We start from the raw sequence: 23,240 nt of genomic DNA, 5'->3' as shown, positions 1-23,240 counted from the left end.
CAGGGCAGCTCCCGATGCCATAGAATCGAGCTCGATGATTGGAGCGTGATTCTAGTGTCAACCTTCCTCAACGACAGCCCCGTCTTCGGCCCGGTGAAGAGCCGTCGGCTCGGAGTCTCCCTGGGCGTGAACCTCATGCCCGCAACGGGCAAGATATGCACCTTCGACTGCCTCTACTGCGAGAACGGCCTCAACGCCCAGCGCAGGACGCCCGACGGCTACAACGATGCCCAGACGGTCCTTGACGCCCTGGAGGCCCGCCTGCGCAAGATGGCGGGGGATGGCGTGCTGCCAGACGTGATCACCTTCGCCGGCAACGGCGAGCCCACCGCGAGCCCCGCCTTTCCCGAGGCCATCCGGGGCGCTGTCCGCCTGAGAGACGAGCTGGCCCCTTCGGCCAAGATCGCCGTCCTCTCCAACGGCACGCGCGCTACCGTGCCCGAGGTCCACGACGCCCTCATGCTTGTCGACGACAACATCCTCAAGCTGGACACCGTCGACGCCGACTACATCGCGCTTCTCGACCGCCCCGTGGGTGCCTACGACGTCGAGCGCCAGGTGGAGGCCTTTGCGTCCTTTGGCGGTCACGTCATAGTCCAGACGATCTTCCTCACCGGCAGCGTCGACGGCGTCAGCGTGGACAACACTGGCGAGAAGTACGTCGACCCCTGGGTGGAGGCCCTGCGCCGCATCGGGCCCGAGGCCGTGACCATCTACACCGTCGCCCGTGAGACGCCGGTCGCGGGTCTCTCCAAGGCCGCGCCCGAGGTCCTGGACGCCATCGCCGAGCGCGTCCGCGCCCTCGGCATCCGCTGCACGGTGTCGTACTAGGGGAGTGATGCTCGGCTGACGCGCGTTTCTGGAATCCCCGTACCTTAACCCTGGTATGTACGCAATTCAATCAGTGATGTACTTGCTTCGACGGCCACCAACTTGGAAAACGCTCTATTTCGGACAGAATCAATATTCAAATGGCGTACATACCGGAGTAAGCTCGCCGACACAGCGACACCGTTGGCCCCCATTTTGGCAGCAGAACCGCAGCTTTGAATCAGAATCGAATCGCACGGTCCGATATTTGGAAAGCGTCTATCTATGGGTGCCGAAAACGATAAGAATACTGAAGGGCGACAATATCTTTTAGGGGGGTAGTCCAAGCTGCGTCTCGGCTCGTTCCTTTTCGGCTCGGAGCTGGTCGAGTTTTTTTCGGTTTCATTTTTCGTGACCTCCTTTTTGAAAATGGGGATAAAAAAAGACCGTTAACTTTTCGCACATTGCGACCAGTTAACGGTTTGATTTTCGGTATTCGGTTTTTCAAACTTGCGGTCCACAAGGGATAGACGCACAAGCGTCGCAAGGTCGCAAGGTCGCAAGGTCGCAAGGTCGCAAGGGAGTGTAGCTCCCTTGATGGAACGAAGTGACGAAACATTCTCAGTCATGCAGCTATTTTCTGCTGACCGGGAATGAAGCTCCGCAGGACGCACTACTCTCGATAGAGAGTATAGAAGTGCGCCCTTTAGTTCCTAAAGGGATTTTATCAGTTCGACAAACTTGAATTTTCAAATTAGTCTTTGCAAATAACCTTTGAACCTTCACCATCAATTACAATTCCCTGACGGTTGTTAATTGGGCATAGATTCAAATCCGAAAACTCAGTCATTATTTTCTCGGTAACTTTCTTAAATGGTGCTGTAAGATAATGCGGAAGGACATAGAAATCAATCAAATCAAGCCCTGCATCATCTTCTTGTGAGTAGTCCTCCGGCTTTTCATCCATTTGTTCAATATATTGGATGGTAGGAGCGCATATAATCGCACCTGCCGATTCACCGATCATCAGTTTTCCCTTTGCCAATTCTTTCTTCAACAGCTCATCCGTTCCCGTTTTACGGAGCTGGTCTATAAGAAAAAAAGAATTTCCACCGGTAAAATATATTACATCCGCATCTTCAAAAACAGATTGTATCGTTGAATAAGCCTCCGTTGAAATATCAATTTCAGTTACGGTTGCTCCCAGTTTATTAAATAGCTTTCGAGCCGAGCCGACATAACCGGTGTAGCCTTCACGCAGCGATGCTGTTGGAATAAATGCGACTTTTTTGTTATCAATTTCTTCTTTTATCAAACTTCCTACACTTGAAAAGTGCGAACACAAAAACAGCTTCATCCATATTCTCCTTTATAAATTTGTTGCTCAATTTCGTGTTCAAATCATGGCAATGGTCAGCTTGTCGAAGTTCTCATACCTCGGCTTGCTCCTTTGCGTATTGAGCGTCTAGAGTGGCGTATCTGCTGTCGGACAGCTTTCCCAAAATGCTGTCCTCATAGATTTTACAGGGCAGGACTTCCAGCTCGGAAACTCTCTGCTTGGCGGCAGCAAGGCGTGTCCGCTGTTTCTTAACCTCTGCTGTCTGCTGGCTGGACTGCGCTTCCTGTACCACACGGACAAACTCGGCTCGGTCATGCTTTGCATACTCGGAAATGGCTTTGAGCATTTCGGAGACAAGGGACAGTACCACATCTTCATTGATACGATGCTGGGTCTTGCAGAGCTTTCCAACTGGGACTTTGCTGTATTGGGAGCAGGTATATTGAGAAATACGCTTGCCGTTGTTGGTGCGGTGGACATACATCTTGCCACCGCAGTCGGCGCAATAGAGCAAGCCCGTGAGGGGAGCTGCTTCGCCCCAGCCGTCCGGGTAGCGTCTGACATTCCCACCCAACAAAAGCGGGCCCCGGAAGCACTCAACCGCCTCCGGGGCCCGCGCTCTTGTCGCCGCAAATGGGCGCTACTCCTCCTCGGAGTCCTCGTCCTCGTCGTCGACGTCGCCCTCGTCCATGAGGCTCTCGTACATCTCGGACACGGCGGCAAACTCCTCGTCATCCTCGATGTCGGCGAGCGAGAAGGTACCGTCCTCGTGCTCGTTGTAGCCGTAGAGGTAGACGGAGGTCTCGTCCTCCTCGGGAGCCAGCGCAACGTACTGCTTCTCCTCGACGTCAAAGACGCCCAGGACCTCGCAGCGCTCAGACGTGCCGTCCTCGTACTCCAGGGTGATGAACTCGGCGGACTCGACGTCCTCCTCGAAGGTGTTCTTGTCCTCGGCCATGGATCCTCCTTGTGTCAGGTTTGTCACGTGGCCACCATGCGCCCACGGACTCGTTTCCGCTCAGTTTACCCTGATTGCATGCAAAAGATAGCCCCGCCGCCATACGGCCGCGCCGGGCCCGCGCGCGGAAAGGCAAGCCCCATGGACACCATCGACGTCTACGCCCACTACGCAAACGAGGGCGACTATCCTGACCTGGACTATCTTTCCGCAGAGCGCCACCTCTCCGCGGCCCTTCGCTGCCGCACCGTCTGGGCAGGCGAGAAGACCGACCTCTCGCAGTTCGCCGCCCTCCACGACCTCATCCGGGACGCCTACCCCAACCTCATGGAGCGCGCCACCTTCGAGCTGGTGGGCCAGTCCGTCCTGCTGACGCTGCCGGGGACCGACTCCTCCCTCGAGCCGGCCATGCTCATCGCCCACCAGGACGTGGTCCCCGTGGTCGCGGGCACCGAGGGGCAGTGGGAGCGCGACCCCTTCTCGGGAAAGATCGACGACGAGTGGATCTGGGGCAGGGGGGCGCTGGACATCAAGGACATGCTCGTGGCCGAGCTCGAGGCCGTAGAGCACCTGCTCGCCCGCGGGGAGCGCCCGCGCAGGGGCGTCATCCTGGCCTTCGGCGAGGACGAGGAGGTGGACAGCCACGGGGCCACGGCCCTGGCCGCGCTTCTGGCCGAAAGGGGCGTCCGCGCCGCGTTCCTTCTCGACGAGGGAACAACCACCATGGCGGACGGTGCCGCCTGGGGTGCGCCCGGGTGCGTCATCTCGGACGTCTGCCTCAGCCAGAAGGGCTACGCCAACGTGCGCCTCACGGCCCGCGGCCAGGGCGGCCACTCCTCCAACCCCTTTGGCGGGACCTCCCTGGAGCGCCTCTGCCGCGCCGTCGCCCGGCTCTGCGACGCAAAGCCGGCACCGCAGCTCACCGACGTCATGAGGCAGACCTTCAAGGCCCTGGCGCCCGCCATCACGGCAGAGCCCCTCTCCTCGCTCTGCGCCGACGTCGACGCAAACGCGGGGGCCATCGCCAGCCTCTGCGCGAGCCGCCGGGAGCTCTTCCCCTTCGTCTGCACCACGGTGGCCCCCAACGTCCTGGAGGGCTCGAGCGCCGCGGCCAACGTCATGCCCGCCGACGTCAGTTGCACCGTCAACTTCAGGCTGCTGCCGGGCGTCACGGCAGAGGGCGTCGTCAGGCTCGCGCGCGAGGCCGCGGGCGATCCCGAGGTCGAGGTCGAGCTTCTCCACGCAACTCCGGCCGGCAGGCAGGACAGCCCCGAGGGAATGGGCTACGCGGAGCTCAGGGAGGCCATAGGCCACTTTCACCCGGGCGTCGTCGTGGTGCCCTCCATGGTCTGCGGCGGCACCGACTCCGTGCGCTACGAGGGCGTCTGCGGGTCCATCCTGCGCTTCTGCCCCGCGCGCCCCGCACCCTCCGAGGAGGCCGGGGGCGTCCATGGCGTCAACGAGCGCATCTCCCGCCGCACCTTCCGGCAGAGCATCAGGCTACTGGTGAGACTCCTGGAGAAGACCGTCCTCTAGCCGCGAGGGGCAAAGGGGCGCGCAGCCAAGGCACGCCTCACCTGTTTCACTTGCGCTAGAGTGGGTATCTTGTACCAGTAAGCGATTTTTCTGCGAGAGGGAACACGTGCCCACAAGAACCGAGCGACTGAGGGAAGCCATCAAGAACATCGCGGACTCTGACGCCGCCGAGCGGCAAAGGCAGGGACTCCAGGACGTGCCAGTCGGCTCCTCACAGAACCCCTCGACCAAGATTCTCACGGTTGCAAACGTCATCACGTTCTGCCGCCTCGCCCTGACGCTGGTCTTCCTCGCGCTCTTCATCAGGCACGAGCACCGCGTGGCCGCCCTCACCTGCTATGCCGTGGCGGCCGTCACGGACTTCCTCGACGGCCAGATTGCCCGTCGCACCCAGACGGTCAGTTGGCTCGGCAAGATCATGGACCCGGTAATGGACCGCGTCCTGCTCTTCACCGGCGTGCTCGGCCTGCTCTTCAACGGCGAGCTTCCCCTCTGGGTGCCCGTCTTCGTCATCGGGCGCGACGTCTACCTGGCCATTGGCGGCGCGGTCCTGCAGCGCTACCGCAAGCGTCCCGTCGACGTGGTCTACATCGGCAAGATCGCCACGGCCCTTCTTATGTTCGGCTTCTGCGACCTGCTGCTGGGCGCGCCCGTAGTCTCCGGCCTCGGGCTGGTCGGGGCGTCCTGGCTGCCGGGCCTCAACGCCGAGCCCGCCGCGGTTGGCATCTTCTTCGTCTATGCGGGCTGCGCCTTTTCATTTGTCACCGCATGCGTCTACACCAAGAAGGGGCTTGAGGTGAGGTCGCTCGCAACGGACGACGCCGCCTAGCCCCGCACCAAGCCCAACGTCGAATCGGAAAGCACCCATGAGTTCCCAGACCTTTGGCCCGCTCTATCGCGAGCACCTCCTGCTCAACGCCGTCTTCGAGGACCCCGAGGACGGAAATCCTCCCCGTCCGGCAACCTACCCGGGCTCCATGCCCCTTTCCTTCGTCCGCGAGGGTGCCTTCCTCGTTGACCTCACCGGCGCCACGTACGCGCTTCTCCACGGCGGGCCGGCCACGCAGCTCGCCGGCGCAGCCTTCTGCGGGCGCACGCTCGGTGTGGGGGAGTGCGCCTTCGAGCCGTCCCTCACCGGGGACGCCTCCGTCAACGCCATCCCGCTCTGCCTTCGCACCGGCGACTCCGAGTACGTCCTTCTTGACCCGACGGACAGGGGCGAGACGCTCCTGGCCTGGCTCGGGTTTCTCGCCAACCTGGAGCAGGACGGATGCGCCCCCTACGCGGGCACCGAGGTCGAGTCCGCCCAGGGCATGCTCGTGCCGCTCCTGCTGTGCGGCGCAAAGGCAAGGGACGTCCTCGCCGACTACGTGAAGTCTCCCTCCGACCTGCCACGGCCCGGGCGCGTGGCCCAGATCAAGCTCGACTCCATCCTCTGCGTCGTCGCGGCCGCGCCGCTTCCACACGCAGGCGTTGACGCCTTCTTGGTCTTTGTCTCTCCGGCGCAGGCCACTATCCTCTGGAGGAGCTTCCTCTCCTTCCAGGAGGTCTCACCGGCGGGCTCCGTCATCCTCGACCAGCTGGTGCGCCAGGGGCTTCCCTGGGGAGAGGACGCAAGCTCCCTCGGCCGCGTCGAGCCCAGCCAAGGGACGCTTTCCGGCTGGGGCCTCCTCAGGCCCGGCTCCGACTTCATAGGTGCGCGCGCCCTTTCGGGCCAGCGCTAGCCCGAAAGGAACGCCATGAAGTACTCGATAAACGCTCAGGGCGTGCCCGAGGCCTTTGGCCCCTACTCGCAGGGAACCACCGCCGGCCGGCTGGTCTTTGCCGCCGGGCAGCTGCCTATCGCCGAGGGCCAGACCGACGTCCTGGTGGAGGGCGGCATCACCGAGCAGGCCTCCCGCGTAATCGACCTCTGCGAGAGGCTCGTCTCGGAGGTCGGCTGCTCGCTCTCAGACGTCGCAAGGACCACCGTCTACCTCAGGGACCTCACTGACCTGGACGCCTTCAACGAGGTGTACGCGGAGCGCTTCGGCACGCCCGCGCCCGCACGCTCCGTCGTCGCGGTCGCCGACATTCCTCTCGGCGCGCTCGTGGAGATGGACTGCGTGGCCTGCCGGTAGCGCTATGATGGATACCGACTGAAAACGCGAGGGGAGAACCACATGCAGACCGAAGAGACCAACCAGAACCCCGGCGCCACCGAGATCTTTCGCATGCCCGCGGCAGACGCCACGGTGCCGGACCTCATGGCCCAGCAGAAGCCGGCCAACCCCACGCTCACCATCGTCAAGGGTCCCCAGATTGGCCAGACCTTCGAGCTTGACCAGGCCGAGATCACCCTTGGCCGGGACCCAAAGAACAGCGTCTTCCTCAACGACATGACGGTCTCGCGCCGCCACGCCAAGATGGACCTCACCAACGTCTCCGCCGGTCTCGTCACCATCGAGGACCTGCGCTCCCTCAACGGAACCTGGGTTGACGGCGCCATCGTCTCCCGCGCCAGCCTGAGGGACGGCTCAACGGTCCAGATCGGCACCTTCCGCATGGTGTTCCACACCAACGCGCGCCCGCGCAGGATCCAGACCGAGGCCTAGCCGCCATGGCCGACGCCAGCTACCTGACAATCGGCAAGGTCGTCAAGAAGCTACAGGCCCAGTACCCGGACCTGTCCGTCTCAAAGGTGCGCTACCTCCAGGACGAGGGGCTCCTGAACCCCTCGAGGACGCCCGGTGGCTACCGCCTGTACTCGCAGAGGGACGTCCGGCGCCTCGAGACCATTCTCTACCTGCAGAAGAACCGCTTCCTGCCCCTCTCGGTCATCAAGGAGGAGCTGGACCGCGTCGACTCCGGGCAGGCTCCCTCGGCCGACGTGCTTGGCACGGAGACCCTCCTTCTGACCGTGGATGACGAGAAGGTCGCCGAGCGCCTGCACCCCATTGACCGCATGCCCGAGCTCCTGGGCGTCCAGGTCTCGTTCGTGCGGCAACTCTCGGAGGCGGGCGTCATAGACCTGCGCAAGTCGCCCGCCGGCAGGGACCTCGTCGACGGCCACGACTTCCCGCTCATCCGCGTCTGCGACGAGCTCCGCCACTTTGGCATCGGCCCCAAGAACCTGCGCCAGTACGTCATCGCGGCCAACAGGGAGTCTGCCATGTTCGAGCAGGCGCTCATGGTCTTTGCCAAGAAGGGCGGCGTCGCGCGCGAGGCCGACGACGAGACCCGCCACCAGTTTGACCAGGCGTTTCAGCGCATCCTCGCGCTTACCGACTCAGTGAGGGACGAGCTCGTCTCCCGCAGAGTGAGGGAGTCCTTCAAGGACCTCCAGGGCTAGCATCGCTTTGCAGCACAAACCAGTCGAAGGGAACCACCCCCATGTCAGGCTATGACTACGAGAGCAAGGTCGTGAGCATTCCGGACTACCCCGAGCCCGGCGTCATCTTCAAGGACATCACGCCGCTGTTCAGCGACGCCGAGGCCTTCCAGGCCCTGGTAAAGGACATCGCCGACCACTTCAGGGACGCCGGCATCACCAAGGTCGTCGGCGCTGAGGCCCGCGGCTTCATGCTGGGCGCCCCCGTGGCGCTCGAGCTCGGTGCCGGCTTCGTGCCCGCCCGCAAGCCCGGCAAGCTGCCGCGCGAGACCTTCTCGGAGACCTACTCCCTGGAGTACGGAACCGACGAGCTCGAGATGCACGTCGACGCCCTCGCGCCCGACGACAGGGTCCTTGTCGTCGACGACCTCGTGGCCACCAGCGGCACCTCCCTTGCGACGGCCCGCCTTGTCGAGAGGAGCGGCGCCACCGTCGCCGGCTTTGGGTTCATCCTCGAGCTCGCCTTCCTGAAGCCGCGCGAGGCCCTTGCCGAGAAGTACCCCTCCGTGGACTTCTACAGTCTCGTTCAGGTTGCGTGACCTGCGCTGCATTTGCGTTGATACTGAGCACCTGGGACCACGTTCCCACGTCTGTGGTAACGTGGCTTTGTATGAAAGCGCACTGGGACAAGCGTCCCATGCTGAGACATAGGCCGAAAGGAACGTCTCATGAACTTCAGGCATCGTGTCATCTCGGCGGGGCTCGCCCTTGCCCTGACGGGAACGTGCGCCCTCGCGGCCCTTCCCGCGACGCCTGCCATCGCAGACCCCGCCGACGACCTCTCCGCTGCCGCAGCACAGCTCGAGTCGCTCGGCGCAGAGCTCGCGACCATGCAGAGCCAGCTGCAGGAGGCAACGGACTCCCTGGAGAGCACCGCCGTCGCCATCACCGACAAGCAGGCACAGATTGACGAGACCACGGCCCAGCTTGGGGACCTCAAGTCCCAGTTGGGTGACGGCATGAGGTCGACGTACAAGCAGGGCTCCCAGAGCGTCATCGACGTCGTCCTCGGCTCCACGAGCGTCGAGGACCTGGTCAGCCGCGTCTACTACCTCGATCGCATCTCTCGCCAGCAGGCGCAGACCATCTCCGAGGTCCTGGGCACCGAGCAGCGCCTTGAGGCCGAGAAGGGCGAGCTCGAGGACACGCAGGCAAGCCAGCAGCGCGCCGTCGAGGACATGCAGGGCGAGGTTGACGCCTACCAGGCCAAGGTGAACGAGGCCCAGACCTACTACGACTCCCTGGACGCCCAGGTCAAGGCCCAGCTTGCCGAGGAGGCAGCCCGCGCTGCCGAGGCCAACCAAACCACAAACGTCTCCACCGCGGTTGAGGCAATCCAGAACTCGCAGACCTCCCAGGGCTCCACGACGTCCGGCCAGAAGGAGAACGGCACCTCGGCGGGCAACCAGCAGCAGGGCGGCACCACTGGCGGTCAGACCGGCACCACCGGGAGCTCCACCGGCGGCACGACCTCTGGCGGCACCACGGGCGGCGGCCCCAGCTCCGGGTCCGGCGCGAGCGTCCCCCAGGGCGGCGGCGTTGCCGCGGCCTACGCGGCGCTCGGATGCCCCTACGTCTACGCCGCCGCCGGCCCCAGCAGCTTCGACTGCTCCGGCCTCATCTGCTACATCTACGGCTGGAAGTACGGCCACAGCGCCTCGGCCATGATGAACGGCGTCCGCGCCTCCGGCAACTGGAAGACCTCCATCGACGAGCTCTCCGTGGGAGACCTCGTCTTCCCGTACGCCAACGGCGGCCACGTGGGCGTCTACGTCGGCAACGGCGAGTACATCCACGCCGCCAACCCCAGCCGCGGCGTCGTCAAGGACAAGATCTGGTCCTTCGTCGGCGGCGGCCCCTACTAGGCAACCCAAGAGACTAGGCAGTGCTTATCGCATGACCAACAAGAACCTGAGCAGACGGGCCCTTCTCGCCACCGCCGGCATGGCGGCCACTTGGGCGGGCCTTCTGTCCACCCCGGCCTGGGCAGACCCAAGCTCCACGCAGCTCCAGGCCCAGCTTGACCAGGCAAGGGCGGACCTGGAGTCCATGGGCGATCAGCTCGCCACGCTGCAGAACGCCCTCTCCACAACGTCGGAGGCACTCGAGGCCACCCGCTCCCAGGTGACCGAGACCCAGGAGAAGATAGACGCCACGTCCGCGGAGCTTACGCAGAAGAGGGGAGTCCTCTCCGACCGTATGAGGAGCGCCTACAAGGGCGGCTCCGAGAGCGCGCTTGACGTCATCCTGGGCTCCACCAACGTCGAGGACCTGGTCAGTCGCGTCTACTACCTCGACAAGGTCAACGACTCCGACGCCAACGCCATCGACGAGGTGCGCTCCCTGACCGAGCAGCTCCAGCAGCAGATGAGCGATCTCGAGAGCCAGCAGAGCGAGCAGGAGGCCCAGGCCGCGGAGGCGCAGCAGAACCTCAGCAGCTACGAGTCCGAGGTCGAGCGTGCGCAGAGCTACTACAACTCCCTCGACTCCCAGGTTCAGGAGACGCTCGCGAAGGAGGCTGCCGAGGAGGCGGCCCGTCAGGCCGAGCAGGCCTCCCATGGCGCAGCTGCCGGTGGCATCTCCAACGCCGTCAGCACGGTCGAGAACACCAACGCCGCCCAGAACAACGGCGGCGTGGCAAACACCGACAACGCCACCAACGCCGGAAACGCCCCCTCGCACGAGGAGAGCGCGCCTTCCACGGGCGGCGGCTCCGGCGAAACCGGCAGCTCCGCGCCCTCCAAGGGAACCGCCCACCCGGGAATCGTCTCATGCGCGGCGCAATTCCTCGGCTACCCGTACAAGAGCTACTACCAGGGAGTCAACTACGGCCCCAACGCCGACGGCTTTGACTGCTGCGGCCTCGTTGCCACGGCCTACCACCTCGCCGGCTACTCTCTGCCGTACGCCACCACTGTGGGCGGCCTCATGAGCTACATCAAGGGGCGCGGCAACTGGAAGAGCTGCAGCCTCTCCAACTACCAGGACGTCCTCGCCGTCGGCGACGTGATCTTCTGCTCGCCGGGCCACGTCGCCATCTACGCGGGTGGCAGCACCATGATTCACGCACCCGTACCGGGCAAGTACGTCTGCTACGCCAACGTGTACGCCTGCATCGGCGGTGGCTTCGGAGGCTGACAGACGTTGGACGGCATTTCGTCTCAGAAGGGCACAGGTTCAGACAGCCAGGTCGGGCGCAGGCTCTCTCGCAGGTTCCAGGTAAACCTGGTCGGCGAGGGAGCCCTCGTCGGGCTCATCGGCGGGGGAGTGGTGACGCTCTACCGCCTCTCGCTCTCGGCCGCCGAGAGGCTGCTCAGGCATGTCACGGGCGCCGCAGCGGGCAACGCCCCGCTCATGGCCGCCTGGGCTGTGGCCCTTCTTGGCATCCTCCTTGTGGTGCGGGCGCTGATGCGCTGGGAGCCTGCCACGTCAGGCAGCGGGATTCCCCAGGTAGACGCAGAGGTCATGGGACGCATGGACATGCCCTGGCACCGCGTCGTTCTCGCCAAATTCTGCGAGGGCACATTGCTCACATTTGCCGGTCTCTCCATGGGCCGAGAGGGTCCTTCGGTCCAGCTCGGTGGCATGTCCGGAAAGGCCGTCTCTCGCATCCTGCATCGCAAGAGGGGAGAAGAGCGTCTGCTCGTGACCTGCGGAGCCGCAGCAGGCATGTCCGCGGCCTTTCACGCACCCCTCACGGGGGTTCTCTTTGCCATCGAGGAAATCCACAAGGAATTCACTGCACCACTCATAATCTCCGTCATGACGTCTTCTGTGGTGGCGGACTTCCTGGTCTCGCAGGTCCTTGGCATCAGGCCGGTCATTAGCCTCGCCTTTGCGGCAAACCTTCCGCACGCCGACTACGCCACCGTGGTGCTCCTCGGCCTTGCCTGCGGTCTGCTGGGTGCGCTCCACAACCGCGGTATGTTTGCCTGCAAGGCGCTCTACAACCGGCTGGGTGGCCGGGCTGCCCAGTGGAAGCTTGCCGTACCGTTTGCCCTAGCCGGAGTCTGCGCCTTTGCCTTCCCAGACCTCATGTGCGGCGGCGACGCCATCGTGGAGAAGCTCATGGCGCCCCGTACGCTCACGCTCGCGACGATGTTTGCCCTACTTGCGGGAAAGTACCTGATGACCACGCTTGCATTTGGCTCGAGCGCCCCCGGCGGGACGCTGTTTCCGATGGTGGTCATGGGCGGTCTCATCGGGGCCATCTTCGGCCTTGGCGCTTCTGCCGCGACGGGCCTGACCGACGCATACCTGCCAAACTTCATAGCGCTGGGCATCGCCGGGCTCTTCTCGGGAGCCGTGCGCGCTCCGGTCACGGCCGTGGTGCTGGTCTTTGAGCTGACGGGCTCACTCGACGCGCTGCTCTCCGTGACCATCGTCTCCATCCTGGCGTACGTCGTCGCAAACCTGCTGCGAGTGGACCCGTACTACGAGCACCTCCTTGCCGACCTCCTTGGCGTGACGCCCGACGATCCCTCGCTCAACGGCGAGCCGGGAGAGAAGGTTCTGAAGACCGTCTACGTTGGCTCCGGCTCAAGGCTCGAGGGGATGCGCGTGAGCGAGGTGCCCTGGCCTGACGGGACGCGCATCGTGACCATTGACCGCACGGGACAAGAGATCGTACCCAACGGCGAGACACGCCTGCTCGCGCTAGACGGGCTTCTGCTCATCATGGACTCCGAATTCGAGGACGACGTCATGCTCAAGGTGGGGTTGATGAGCGAGCAGAGGGTCTAGGTTCAGATTCAGAGTCACTGATTGGGAAGATTTGGGCTCCGTCAGAATGGCTTAGAATCTCTACTTTACATAAGATATATTATCGCGGCTTTATCGTTTGGAAGCTTTGCGGATTGGCCAGATACGAGGAGGCGCTCTCTGCCGCAATGGCACCGTCCGAGCAGGCGGTCACCACCTGTCTCATGGACTTGGCCCTGACGTCACCCGCGGCAAAGACGCCGGGCACGGCGGTTCTCATGTGATGGTCCGTGACGACGTGACCTTGCTCGTCAAGGATGCCGAGGTCCTTCGACAGAAACTCGGTGGAGGGCTTTCTGCCCACAGCGACAAAGACGCCGCAGCCCTCGTCCCCATAGTCGAGCGTCTCAGTCTGGCCGGTCCTGAGGTCCCTGAGCGCGACGGTCTCTACGGAATGGGCACCGTCTACGGACTCAATGACGGCCTGGAACCTCACCGAGATCTTGGGCTCTTCCAGGACCTCCCGTTGGCGAGCCCCGCTGGCGGCAAGATGGGGCTTTCTGACCACCATAGTCACGAATCGCGCCACCCTCGCCAGGTGCAGGGCCTCCACGACAGCCGAGTCTCCCCCACCAACTACGAACACATGTTTGTTTCTGAAGAACAGTCCGTCGCAGGTTGCGCAATACGAGACCCCACGTCCCGTGAACTGGGCCTCGTTGATAAAGCCAGCCTTTCTTGCGCTGGCTCCGGAGGCAATGATGACCGACCTCGACGTCAAGCGTTGGCCCGACTCGAGGATGCAGTCAATGAGCCCGTCAGGCACTGGGGAGAGGCCAGATGCCCTGTCCGAAAGGAACCGTGCCCCGAGGTCTCTTGCCTGGGTCTCCATGCGTTCGGCGAGCTCGTAGCCCGCAACGTTGCCAAAGCCCGGGTAGTTCTCGATGCCAGGGGTCAGAAGCATCTGGCCGCCAGGGGCCTCTTGCTCAAGAACGACCGTATCGAGCAGGGACCTTCTGGCATAGATAGCCGCCGTGAGCCCTGCGGGTCCAGCGCCAATGACCAAGACGTCAATCGGGTTCATATGAGCCTCCTTTGCCTCGCGTGTCTCTTGCTAGACATACCCAATCGGCACGAATCAGAGACCCGTTGCAACGAGCACAAACGCGAGCGAAGCCAAGCTAAGGACAAGAGAGGCGCCGCTCAGGGTACGCACCTTACCAGACCCCAGACGGATGCAGGTGTCAACAAGAACGCCCGCAGCAACGCCCCAGGCAGGGCTTCCTGAGACCAACCCGCAAGACACCATGGCCAGAACGGGAACGGAGGTCCCGAGGTCCTTGAGGTCAATGCAGGCAACGCGAGAAATCGGGCGCAGGCAGCAGGCGAGCAGAGGGCCAAAGGCGGCAGAGACGGGAATGCAAGCCACAAGCGGGGACAGACAGGCCAGCACCAGGGCAGACGCCGTCAGGCACGCCCCCTCCTTGAGGGGTCGCCGGCGGCTCTCCTTAGGCTGGTCAGCAGCCAGTCCGATCATTGGTATTCCCAGAAACGCAGAGGCCAGCATGCCGAGAGCACCGAGAACCTGGCCGGAGCGTCTTCCAGACGCGTCCCCGGGCTCCGCGTCAGAGGCCGAGAGCAGGCAGAGTGCAAGGGAAAGGATGAGCCCAAGGGACCGAGCGGAGAATAGGCCCTGGAGAAGACGGGCCGCCCCGGCCACGAGACCCGAGGATGAGGACGCAATCAACGTGACGTCAGGGGCCGCGAGGAACCCGGCGGGAGCCTGGGTCAGGCCGAGCGGGATGCCGGCAAAGGTTGCGATGCAAAGGCCAAGAATGCCAGCCGCGGGAACGCCAGAGCACCTAAGGATGACCGTCGCCAGCAGAGAGATGCTCGCATCGACGAAGGCGGGGTCAAATATGCCCACAAGGCCCAGAGCTCCGTTTGAGTTCACTGCGACCACACCGCAGAGCCCGAGGGCAAACTCGACCGAGAGGACTCCCAGAAGCGCAGACATGCCAACGCGAAGGTGGGCGGGAATGCCCGAGACCGCCTTGTTCCTTACCGGAGCAATCGAAAGCAGAAGAAGGGCCACCCCCACGGCAAGCGAGACGCCAAGCAATTCGGCGTAATCGCGAGCTCCTTCGGACGGCAGCACGGCACAAAGCGCCAGCAGACCGCAGAGCGTCGGCGCGGCGCTGTCGGGCCTGAGTCCACCCACGTAGACCAGCACGCAAGACACGGCAAGCGAGGCGCAAGCAGACGTGACAACGGAGGTCATGGTAAGCCCAAGCTGAGCGACGACGAGAGATGCCAGCACCGCGGCAAGAATCACAGTGCCGAGCCGAGAAAGGAGCCCGGAAGAGCCCATCTCAGAAACTAGGCCTTCGATTCGTCGCTCTCTCATCTCATCCCCCAAGGAAAGGCCCTCACACGGGAGGCCACCTGCCAATCAGTTGACGCCGCTGGAGCCAAAGCCACCTTCGCCGCGGTCCGTCTGGTCAAGCTGCTCGACCTCGCGGAGATGCACCTGGGGGACGCGCTGGATGACAAGCTGGGCAATGCGCTCGCCCTTGGAGATGACGATGGGCTCATGGGCATCGAGGTTGATGGCACAGACCTTGAGCTCGCCCCGATAGTGGGCGTCCACCAACCCGGGGGTGTTGGCCATGGAGAGCCCCTTCTTGAGAGCAAGACCACTTCTGGGCTGCACGAAGCCTGCATAGCCATCGGGAATGGCGATGGCAAGACCGGTGCCGATAAGTCTCCTCTCTAAGGGAGCCAGCACAACGTCCTCGTTAGACCTCAGGTCGAGGCCAGCGTCACCCTCGTAGGCATAGGCCGGGAGCTCGACCGTTGCGTCAAGCCGCTTAATAGGAAGGTCGATGGCGTCGAGCGTCATTTCTGAAGGCTCCTTAGCTCCTCGCTGAACTCGTCAATGTCCTTGAAGTCCCGGTAGACGGAGGCAAAGCGGATGTAGGCGACCTTGTCCATGTCCATCAGCCGCTTGAGAACCATGCTGCCGAGGTCCTCGGAAGAAACCTCCATGCAGCCCTTGTCTCGAAGCTCGGAGACGATGCCGTCGATGAGCGAGTTGAGCGTGTTGATGGGGATGTCGCGCTTGACCGTGGCCGCAACAAGGCCTCTCATGAGCTTCTGCCTGTCAAACGTCTCCTTGTGGCCGTCCTTCTTGACGACAAGAAGGGGCGTCTCCTCGCACCTCTCGTAGGTCGTGAACCTGAAGCCGCACCTGGTACACTCACGGCGCCTGCGAATGGCGTCGTTGCTCTCAGAGGGTCGGGAGTCGACGACCTTTGACTCCTCGCAACCGCACTTGGGACAGCGCATGAGACCTCCTAGAAGAATTTGTCCATCTAGGAAACATAGCACAGCGCCGCGAGCCTTACCGGGCTGAGACGACCCCACTGGGAACGAGAATGCGCTGACCCGCATAGACGGCCCCACCGTCAAGGGAGTTTGCCGCCTCGATCCAATCCACGACGTCACGCGTTGAGGTGCCGGGGACGTCGCACTCCTGGGCGATGCGCCAAAGGCTCTCTCCGTCGCGCACCACGCGCTCCGAGGCCTGCGCCTGCCCGAGGGCGCTTGCAACGACCTGCGAGGAATGCGCCTGGGCAAAGTAAATGCCGCCAATTACGGCAAGGCAAACAAGAACCCCAGCGAGAAGAACGCCGAGTCCGAGGGGCTTTGCGTTGTGCTGGCACTCGGAACGCCTGGCCGTGCGGCTGGCACCGCCCTCGTGGAGGACCAGGAACGGAGCATCAATCTTGATTGCGGCAGATCCGTAGCAGTAGGCGCTTGACTGGTTGCTCATCTTGGGTTTCCTCTCTTCCGCTTCTGTCTGTGGAATTTATACGGGAGGCATCGGACAGAAACTGAAGGCTTGAATTAGAACGCTTGTACCCTATTATGTAAGTACATTCGTTCGTGTCAAGTATCTACGAACAATTGTTTGCATCGCGGCGGAGATTCATCTAAGATGAAGGTGTCGAAAGGGGGCCACAATGCCCAGGGGAAAGATCAGCAAGCGCCAGCAGGAAATCTATGACTACATCAAGTCATACACGGAGGAGCACGCCTACCCACCTTCGGTCAGGGAGATAGGCACTGCGGTCGGGCTGGCCTCCCCCTCCACGGTTCACATGCACCTCAAGCAGCTCGAGGAGCAGGGGCTCATCCGCAGGGACTCCAAGAAGCCCCGCACCATCGAGGTCGTCCAGAAGGAGGAGCCCCAGCCCCAGCGACTGGCAGAGGTGACCCAGGACCTCAACCACAACCTCATCTCGCTGCCCGTCGTGGGCAGGGTGGCCGCAGGTACGCCAATCCTCGCCGAACAGAACGTCGAGGAGACCCTCACGCTGCCGACCAGCATCGTTGGCGACGCAAGCTCCTTCATCCTGAGGGTCCGCGGAGAGTCCATGATCAACGCCGGCATCTTCGATGGTGACTACATCATCGTCAAGGAGCAGCACGAGGCCCACAACGGTGAGATCGTCGTCGCCCTCATAGATGACTCGGCCACCGTCAAGACCTTCTACCGCGAGAAGGACCGCATCAGGCTCCAGCCCGAGAACGACAGCATGGAGCCCATCTACGCCGACAACCCGGTCATTCTCGGCAGGGTAACCGCCCTCATCCGCTCCATGTAGGCGGCCATGGCTAGGCGCGTCCGCTTCTTCGATTCGCTCAGGGGCCTCTCAGTCCTGTCCATGGTGGGCTTTCACCTCTGCTATGACCTGAGGTACCTGGCCGGGCTTTCCCTCCCCTGGTTCCAGGGAACCTTCCAGGACATATGGAGGGCCACCATCTCCTGGGTGTTCCTGTTTCTAGCCGGAGTGATGAGCTCCTACTCAAGGAACAACTATCGACGGGCAGCCAAATACGCCCTCTTCGCCCTTGCCATCTTTGCCGTGACGGCGATCGCCGCCGTTGACGATGCCATCTCGTTCGGAATCATCTTCTGCATGGCAGCCTGCACGCTTGTCACCGCCATCCTGGAGACCCTCCGGATTCGTCCCGGGGGCCTTGTGGCTGGCGCGGCATGCGTTGCCGCCTTTCTTGCGCTGCTGCACGTACCCTCAGGCTACCTCGACCTTGGTTTCACGCGGATGGCCCTACCACAAGAGCTCTATGCGACCCCTTGGCTCTCTTGGCTTGGGTTCCCAGGTCCGGGATTTGTTTCGGGCGACTACTACCCGGTTCTCCCCTACCTGCTCATGTACCTTGCTGGCGCCAGCGCAGGCCCCTCGCTGAAGGACTCCTTTTGCAGCGGCCGTGTCAGAGACCTTGGCCTTAGGCCACTTGAATGGCTCGGAAGGCACGCGCTTCTCGTCTATGCGGCTCACCAACCGGTGTTGCTGGTCATAGCGTCGCTTGTGTCCAGAAGGAGCCTCCTCTAGGCCAGGGCCTCCTCATCGACCTCGTAGGGGGCCAGCGTGGCGCTCATGCGAGCGGAGGCCTTGACCGTGGCAAGAAGGCCTCCCTGAACGTAGCGCTCCCTCATGACCTGGCACCTCTCGTGGACCATCTTGAGAAGAAGGCCCTTCTCGTAGGGAACGAGCACGGTCATGGAGACGTCTCCCTCAGACGCAACGGAGGAGATGGCGTAGAGAAGACCGGCCACGCCCGTGCCTTCAATGGCAGAGACCTGGACGGCGTCAGGGTGAGCGGAGAGCCTCTCTGCCATCTGGTCCTCGTCCAGAAGGTCGCACTTGTTGAGCACCATGACCTGCCTGATCTGTTCTGCGCCGATCTCGGAGAGGATGCCCCTCACGGCGGCAATCTCCTGCTCGCAGTGCGGGTCCGACGCGTCCACCACCAGAAGTACCAGATCCGCGGCCCTGACCTCGGCAAGCGTCGACTTGAAGGCCTCCACCAGGGTCGTCGGGAGCTTCTGGATGAAGCCGACCGTATCCGTAACGGTGATCTTGCGGCCCTCGTCGAGGACCATGGACCTCGTCGTTGGGTCGAGCGTCGCAAAGAGCTCGTCCTTGGCATAGACCTCGGACCCCGTGAGCCGGTTGAGAAGCGTCGACTTGCCAGCATTCGTGTAGCCCACCAGCGCCACGCGGTAGACTCCCGAGTCCCAGCGCGCCTTGCTCTGGACCCCGCGCCTCACCTCGAGCCGCTGGAGCTCCCGCCTGAGGTTGGAGATCTTGTCCCTCACCAGGCGACGGTCAACCTCAAGCTGGCTCTCGCCCTGGCCAAAGCGGCTGCCGATTCCACCCCTGGTCTGCTCGCCGACGAGGTGGCTCCACATGCCCCTGAGACGGGGCAGGACGTATTGGAGCTGCGCAAGCTGCACCTGCAGGCGTCCCTCGCGCGTCCGAGCATGGACCCCAAAGATGTCGAGGATGAGCGCGGTTCGGTCGATGATCTTGACCGGCTCGCCAACGATGCGCTCAAGGTTGGACTGCTGGGAGGGGGTGAGTTCCTCATCAAAGATGACCACGTCCGCATCCATATTGCGGACGTAGCTCACCAGCTCCTCGACCTTGCCCTTGCCGATGAACGTCTTAGGCACGGGAGCGTCGAGCCGCTGGCTCATGGTGAGGACCACCTCGGCCCCGTCCGTCTGCGCAAGGCGCGCAAGCTCTGCGAGCGATTCTTCGCACGACCAGTCGGACCCGCCGAGATCGACGCCCACGAGAATTGCGCGCTCGGGCACCGGCGCCGTGCTGATGGGCTTGAACCTGTCCGCAGACCTGCTCATCTGCCACCCCCATCGTCGTCCTGGCCAACGCCGAGCCCGGAAACCACAAGCTCGCAGGCCTCCTCAGTGGAGAGCGCGTCCATGTCAAGGACCCTGGCACGACCGTCTCGCCTGATCCAGGAGAGCTGCCGCTTGGCGTAGTTGCGCGTGCGGCGCTTGATGGTCTGGACAGCCTCCTCGAGGGAGCACTCCCCCGCAAGGTGGGAGAGAAGCTCCTTGTACCCGATGGCCTGCCCCGCGGTGGAGTCGGCCACGAGTCCGTCGTCTCTGAGCGCAGCGACCTCGTCAAGGAGCCTCTGCTCCATCATGAGGTCGACGCGCTGGTCAATGCGCTGGTAAAGACGGTCACGGCTCATGGAGAGCGCCCAGATCGATGCCGCGTAGTGAGGGCTGCGGCGCTTGAGCCCCTCGTGCTTCTGGGCATACGAGACCCCCTCGTCGAGCATCTCGAGCGCCCGCACCACGCGACGGGAGTTGTTGGGGTGGATGAGCTCCGCACTCCTGGGGTCTCGCTCGGCGAGAAGCGCGTGGAGCCCCTCGGGACCACGCTCCGCAAGCAGGTCCTCGTAGGCGCTGCGGGCGCGTCCGCCGACCTCGCCAGCCGGAAAGTCCATCTCGTCGATGACGGCATCGAGGTAGAGCCCCGTGCCACCGCACAGGACCGGAGTGCGCCCATCTGCAAGGAGGCCGTCCGCGCAGGAGCGTGCGTCAGCCTGAAAGCGCTGGACGGAGTAGCTCTCGGTGGGGTCGCAGACGTCGACCATCAGAAGCGGGCAGCGCCTCTCCCCCGCCGGGGTCTTTGCGGTGCCCACGTCCATGCCGCGATAGACCTGCATGGCATCGACGGAGACGACGGCGCTCTTGAGGCGCAGGGCCACGGCCTCGGCAAGAGAGCTCTTGCCCGAGGCCGTGGGGCCGACGATGCACACGACCTTGGAGGCCTCGCTCATCGAGGGTCGCCCTCGACCTCGCCGCGCAGATACCACGTCTTGGCCTCGCGCACGCGGACGTCGACGATCTTTCCGATGAGGTCCTTTGCGCTGAGCCCCTCGGGCAGGCAGAAGTGGACCGTCTGGTTCTTCTCGCTGTGGCCGACGAGGACGGAGTCGTCGCGCTTGGAGGTTCCCTCGACGAGGACCGTCGAGAGGGCTCCCAGGTCGGCCTGGTTGGCGTCGTGCGCCTGACGCGCCACCTGGTCGGCAAGGCGGTCGAAGCGCTCCTGGATGACCTCGTGGGGCGTGTCGTTGGGCATCTTGGCGGCAGGCGTGCCGGGACGCGGCGAGTAGATGAACGTGAAGGCAGACGAGAAGCCCGCCTCCTTGACGAGGGAGAGCGTCTCCTCGAAGTCCTCCTCGGTCTCGCCGGGGAAGCCGACGATGATGTCGGTCGAGAGGGCAAGGCCGGGGATGGCCTCCTTGAGGCGCCTCGCCAGGTCCAGGTACTCCTCTCGAGTGTAGCTGCGGTTCATCGCCTTCAGCACGCGGGTGGAGCCGCTCTGGACGGCCAGGTGAAGGTGCGGCATCACGGCGGGGACCTCCGCCATGGCGCGGATGGCCTCCTCGGAGAGGTCCTTGGGGTTGGACGAGGTGAAGCGTATGCGCTCGACGCCGGTCTGCCCGACGGCGCGCAGCAGCTCGGCGAAGCGAGGCTCCCCGTAGATGTTGCGGCCATAGGAGTTTACGTTCTGCCCCAGGAGCGTGATCTCGCGCACGCCGTCGGCCACGAGCTTCTCGCACTCGGCCACGACGGCCTCGAGCGTACGGCTCTTCTCGCGTCCGCGGACATACGGGACGATGCAGTACGTGCAGAAGTTGTTGCAGCCCTGCATGATGGGCACCCAGGCGTGGAAGCGCTGCGCGCGCCTGCTGGGAAGGTCGGCGGAGAAGCCGCGACCCTCCTCGCCGGTGTCCACCTCGACGACGGAGCCGTCGTCGGAAAACGCCTCGGCGAGAAGCTCGGGCAGGCTCGCGAGCGCCGAGGTGCCGAAGACGACGTCCGCCGCGGGTATGTTCTTGCGAATCTTCTCGCCGTCGCGCTGCGCGATGCAGCCGCCGATGGCAACGACCCTGCGGCCGCAGGGCGGCTTGGGAGCGCTCACCATGGCCGAGGCCTGGCCGTAGAGGCGCTGGTCGGCGTTCTCGCGGACGCAGCACGTCATGAAGACCACGATGTCAGCCTGGTCGGTCTCATCGACGCAGATGCAGCCGCACTGGTCAAGAAGGCCGCTCACACGCTCGGAGTCGTGCAGGTTCATCTGGCAGCCAAAGGTCTTGACGACGTAGGTCTTGCCAACAAGGGTCATGAGGTCGGCCATGCTAGGACACCATCCCAAGGGTATCGTCAACGGTTAGGGCGCCCGCCTGGGCGTTGATGCGGTGGACGTAGACCGCAATCCGGATTGCCGTGCGGCTCTCGCCGCCGATCTCCACGTCCGAGAAGGTCGGTGCGCAGGAGATGTCCACGCCGGTGGGGATGAGGAAGCCACGGGCAATGGCGACGGCCTTTATGGCCTGGTTGACCGCGCCTGCGCCAACGCACTGCATGTTGACCGGGACGCCGTCCTTCACCATGCCGGCGATGGCGCCCGCGACCGACGCGGGCGACGACTTGCTTGAGACTTTGAGGAAATCCATTTGTGGCTCCTGTGGCACGTTTCTGGTATGGGGGTTGTTCGAGTCGGGTGTCGTGATGGGTGGAGCGAGGCCTAGCGTCAGTCGCTCTCGTCAAGGTCGAAGGTCACGGTGATTCTATGGGGGGAAACCTTCACCTTGGGCTCGGCGGAAAGCGACAGGTAGTAGCGCTTGGCAACGTACGAGAAGCCCCGCTCCATGATGCGCGAGAACTCCTCGGCGTCGTCCCTGGAGATCTTGAGGCCGCGCCGGTCGCGCCTGAGGTCGACCTCGCGGCGCTCGGCGGGCTCGGCCTTGTGGGTGAGTCGGGAGAGGACGCTCCTCAGGGGCTTAATCTGCCCGGCCACGATGCGGTGCGCCGTGCGCTCTGACATCTCGAGCCCAAGGGCGCGGCAGACGTCGAGAAGCTCGCTCGCGTCGGCGGCGACCTTGAGGCGCTCGAGCACGGGAAGCTCCGAGAGGGAGTCGATGAAGAGAAGGTCGGCGCCATCGACGGAGGAGGCGGCCCTCATGCGAGCCGTGGCGGCGATCTCTGCCGGGGAGCCGAGGTACACCTCGCAGGTGCCGCGCTCCTCGAGGGCAAAGTCGCAGCAGGTCCTGATGATGTTGTGCGGGCCGCGCACGCAGGACTGAACTCCGTCCTCGTCCACGCCGACTGAGGGCCAGGTGGACTGGTCGCGTCTCTCGGAGAGCTGCGTGGCGTCGGTGACCACCTTGATAGAAGACCCAAGGCCCACGCCAGATGACGCCACAGCAGCGCTGACGGCGTTCTCCCTCACGGAGAACAGCGCCATGCCGCGGCCGTGCACGCCCCAGCGGTCCATGTGGACGCTCTCGAGCTTGGAGGTGACGCGCGCCTCGAAGATGCGGTCCTGCATGTCCTCCGGGATGCCGGAGCCGTCGTCGATCATGACGAGGGACCTCAGGTCTCCCTCGCGCGTAGTGGCCACGTAGATGTGCCGAGCGCCGGCGTCCCTCGCGTTGCGGAGCATCTCGATGACGACGTCCTCGACACAGCGAACGTCGTGCTTGGCCTGGCGCCTCTCGGCCTCGGCCACACGAAGGCGAACGTACCCCTCGCCGAGGTTCTCCTCGACGCGAAGGGCACGCTCGCCTCCCATGGAGGCGACGAAGCCAAGGAGGTCGTCGCTGCCATCAGCCAT

Annotated in this window: 26 protein-coding genes; 13 read left to right on the top strand and 13 right to left on the bottom strand. The window is 63.7% G+C overall.

What is annotated here, in order from left to right; genetic code table 11:
* Positions 1 to 45: 45 nt before the first annotated feature.
* Positions 46 to 831 carry a radical SAM protein gene (locus DXV50_RS03460; protein ID WP_232817441.1) on the top strand — a complete coding sequence of 262 codons (786 nt, stop codon included), beginning with the start codon at positions 46 to 48 and terminating at the stop codon, positions 829 to 831.
* Positions 832 to 1,564: 733 nt separating this feature from the next.
* Here the strand turns inward: DXV50_RS03460 and DXV50_RS03450 are convergent.
* From DXV50_RS03450 to DXV50_RS03440, 3 genes are all read right to left on the bottom strand, one after another.
* Complete coding sequence (locus tag DXV50_RS03450) at positions 1,565 to 2,167, bottom strand: Type 1 glutamine amidotransferase-like domain-containing protein (protein ID WP_117204807.1); 603 nt, start codon at positions 2,165 to 2,167, stop codon at positions 1,565 to 1,567.
* Positions 2,168 to 2,240: 73 nt separating this feature from the next.
* Positions 2,241 to 2,663: a zinc ribbon domain-containing protein gene (locus DXV50_RS03445; protein ID WP_269801601.1), complete on the bottom strand. Its 423-nt coding sequence runs from the start codon at positions 2,661 to 2,663 to the stop codon at positions 2,241 to 2,243.
* Between the two features lie 126 nt (positions 2,664 to 2,789).
* Positions 2,790 to 3,107, bottom strand: coding sequence for a DUF1292 domain-containing protein (locus tag DXV50_RS03440; RefSeq protein WP_117204806.1), 318 nt, complete (start codon positions 3,105 to 3,107; stop codon positions 2,790 to 2,792).
* A 141-nt stretch (positions 3,108 to 3,248) separates the two neighbouring features.
* Between DXV50_RS03440 and DXV50_RS03435 the strand changes: the two genes are divergently transcribed.
* From DXV50_RS03435 to DXV50_RS03390, 10 genes are all read left to right on the top strand, one after another.
* Positions 3,249 to 4,643, top strand: a complete 1,395-nt coding sequence (locus DXV50_RS03435) for a M20/M25/M40 family metallo-hydrolase (RefSeq protein WP_117204805.1) — start codon at positions 3,249 to 3,251, stop codon at positions 4,641 to 4,643.
* A 106-nt stretch (positions 4,644 to 4,749) separates the two neighbouring features.
* Positions 4,750 to 5,472 (top strand): CDP-alcohol phosphatidyltransferase family protein, encoded by a 723-nt coding sequence (locus DXV50_RS03430; RefSeq protein WP_117204804.1) that lies wholly within the window; start codon positions 4,750 to 4,752, stop codon positions 5,470 to 5,472.
* A 37-nt stretch (positions 5,473 to 5,509) separates the two neighbouring features.
* Positions 5,510 to 6,367, top strand: a complete 858-nt coding sequence (locus DXV50_RS03425) for a hypothetical protein (RefSeq protein WP_117204803.1) — start codon at positions 5,510 to 5,512, stop codon at positions 6,365 to 6,367.
* A 15-nt stretch (positions 6,368 to 6,382) separates the two neighbouring features.
* Positions 6,383 to 6,763 (top strand): RidA family protein, encoded by a 381-nt coding sequence (locus DXV50_RS03420; protein ID WP_117204802.1) that lies wholly within the window; start codon positions 6,383 to 6,385, stop codon positions 6,761 to 6,763.
* Between the two features lie 42 nt (positions 6,764 to 6,805).
* Positions 6,806 to 7,237 carry an FHA domain-containing protein gene (locus tag DXV50_RS03415; protein WP_117204801.1) on the top strand — a complete coding sequence of 144 codons (432 nt, stop codon included), beginning with the start codon at positions 6,806 to 6,808 and terminating at the stop codon, positions 7,235 to 7,237.
* Positions 7,238 to 7,242: 5 nt separating this feature from the next.
* The gene (gene ftsR, locus DXV50_RS03410; RefSeq protein WP_117204800.1) at positions 7,243 to 7,974 is read left to right on the top strand and encodes a transcriptional regulator FtsR; all 732 of its coding nucleotides are present in this window, start codon (positions 7,243 to 7,245) and stop codon (positions 7,972 to 7,974) included.
* A gap of 41 nt (positions 7,975 to 8,015) precedes the next feature.
* Positions 8,016 to 8,552, top strand: a complete 537-nt coding sequence (locus tag DXV50_RS03405; protein ID WP_117204799.1) for an adenine phosphoribosyltransferase — start codon at positions 8,016 to 8,018, stop codon at positions 8,550 to 8,552.
* Positions 8,553 to 8,681: 129 nt separating this feature from the next.
* Entirely contained in the window at positions 8,682 to 9,878 is a 1,197-nt protein-coding gene (locus DXV50_RS03400; protein ID WP_117204798.1) for a coiled-coil domain-containing protein, read from the top strand.
* A gap of 31 nt (positions 9,879 to 9,909) precedes the next feature.
* A complete protein-coding gene (locus tag DXV50_RS03395) occupies positions 9,910 to 11,151 on the top strand; it encodes a coiled-coil domain-containing protein (RefSeq protein WP_117204797.1) in 1,242 nt (413 codons plus the stop codon).
* A gap of 6 nt (positions 11,152 to 11,157) precedes the next feature.
* Positions 11,158 to 12,756, top strand: a complete 1,599-nt coding sequence (locus DXV50_RS03390) for a ClC family H(+)/Cl(-) exchange transporter (RefSeq protein ID WP_232817439.1) — start codon at positions 11,158 to 11,160, stop codon at positions 12,754 to 12,756.
* Between the two features lie 79 nt (positions 12,757 to 12,835).
* On the opposite strand, the gene DXV50_RS03385 is transcribed toward DXV50_RS03390, so the two are convergent.
* From DXV50_RS03385 to DXV50_RS03365, 5 genes are read right to left on the bottom strand one after another with little or no spacing between them, the layout of a single operon-like run.
* The gene (locus tag DXV50_RS03385; RefSeq protein WP_117204796.1) at positions 12,836 to 13,798 is read right to left on the bottom strand and encodes an NAD(P)/FAD-dependent oxidoreductase; all 963 of its coding nucleotides are present in this window, start codon (positions 13,796 to 13,798) and stop codon (positions 12,836 to 12,838) included.
* A 54-nt stretch (positions 13,799 to 13,852) separates the two neighbouring features.
* Positions 13,853 to 15,121, bottom strand: coding sequence for a hypothetical protein (locus DXV50_RS03380; protein ID WP_198666398.1), 1,269 nt, complete (start codon positions 15,119 to 15,121; stop codon positions 13,853 to 13,855).
* 45 nt (positions 15,122 to 15,166) lie between these two features.
* The gene (dut, locus tag DXV50_RS03375) at positions 15,167 to 15,616 is read right to left on the bottom strand and encodes a dUTP diphosphatase (RefSeq protein WP_117204794.1); all 450 of its coding nucleotides are present in this window, start codon (positions 15,614 to 15,616) and stop codon (positions 15,167 to 15,169) included.
* Entirely contained in the window at positions 15,613 to 16,062 is a 450-nt protein-coding gene (gene nrdR, locus DXV50_RS03370; RefSeq protein WP_117204793.1) for a transcriptional regulator NrdR, read from the bottom strand. Before nrdR ends, dut begins: the two co-directional genes overlap by 4 nt.
* Before the next feature lie 55 nt (positions 16,063 to 16,117).
* Positions 16,118 to 16,549, bottom strand: a complete 432-nt coding sequence (locus tag DXV50_RS03365; RefSeq protein ID WP_117204792.1) for a LysM peptidoglycan-binding domain-containing protein — start codon at positions 16,547 to 16,549, stop codon at positions 16,118 to 16,120.
* Between the two features lie 190 nt (positions 16,550 to 16,739).
* On the opposite strand from DXV50_RS03365, the gene lexA reads away from it, so the two are divergent.
* Positions 16,740 to 17,384, top strand: a complete 645-nt coding sequence (gene lexA / locus DXV50_RS03360; RefSeq protein WP_117204791.1) for a transcriptional repressor LexA — start codon at positions 16,740 to 16,742, stop codon at positions 17,382 to 17,384.
* A gap of 6 nt (positions 17,385 to 17,390) precedes the next feature.
* Positions 17,391 to 18,134 carry a heparan-alpha-glucosaminide N-acetyltransferase gene (locus DXV50_RS03355; RefSeq protein WP_117204790.1) on the top strand — a complete coding sequence of 248 codons (744 nt, stop codon included), beginning with the start codon at positions 17,391 to 17,393 and terminating at the stop codon, positions 18,132 to 18,134.
* Here the strand turns inward: DXV50_RS03355 and hflX are convergent.
* The 5 genes from hflX to DXV50_RS03330 all read right to left on the bottom strand — a co-directional run bounded on the left by hflX (position 18,131) and on the right by DXV50_RS03330 (position 23,240).
* On the bottom strand, positions 18,131 to 19,447 hold the full coding sequence (gene hflX, locus DXV50_RS03350; RefSeq protein WP_117204789.1) for a GTPase HflX: 1,317 nt from the start codon (positions 19,445 to 19,447) through the stop codon (positions 18,131 to 18,133). The two genes, DXV50_RS03355 and hflX, sit on opposite strands and share 4 nt — an antisense overlap.
* On the bottom strand, positions 19,444 to 20,397 hold the full coding sequence (gene miaA / locus DXV50_RS03345) for a tRNA (adenosine(37)-N6)-dimethylallyltransferase MiaA (protein WP_117204788.1): 954 nt from the start codon (positions 20,395 to 20,397) through the stop codon (positions 19,444 to 19,446). Before miaA ends, hflX begins: the two co-directional genes overlap by 4 nt.
* Positions 20,394 to 21,761 (bottom strand): tRNA (N6-isopentenyl adenosine(37)-C2)-methylthiotransferase MiaB, encoded by a 1,368-nt coding sequence (miaB, locus tag DXV50_RS03340; RefSeq protein WP_117204787.1) that lies wholly within the window; start codon positions 21,759 to 21,761, stop codon positions 20,394 to 20,396. The genes miaA and miaB overlap by 4 nt, the downstream gene beginning before the upstream one ends.
* 1 nt (position 21,762) lies before the next feature.
* Entirely contained in the window at positions 21,763 to 22,080 is a 318-nt protein-coding gene (locus DXV50_RS03335; protein WP_117204786.1) for a stage V sporulation protein S, read from the bottom strand.
* A 77-nt stretch (positions 22,081 to 22,157) separates the two neighbouring features.
* Positions 22,158 to 23,240 (bottom strand): ATP-binding protein, encoded by a 1,083-nt coding sequence (locus DXV50_RS03330; RefSeq protein WP_117204785.1) that lies wholly within the window; start codon positions 23,238 to 23,240, stop codon positions 22,158 to 22,160.

This window comes from Paratractidigestivibacter faecalis (assembly GCF_003416765.1).
GTDB classification, from domain to species: domain Bacteria; phylum Actinomycetota; class Coriobacteriia; order Coriobacteriales; family Atopobiaceae; genus Paratractidigestivibacter; species Paratractidigestivibacter faecalis.
This window is presented reverse-complemented; position numbering and strand designations above follow the sequence as displayed.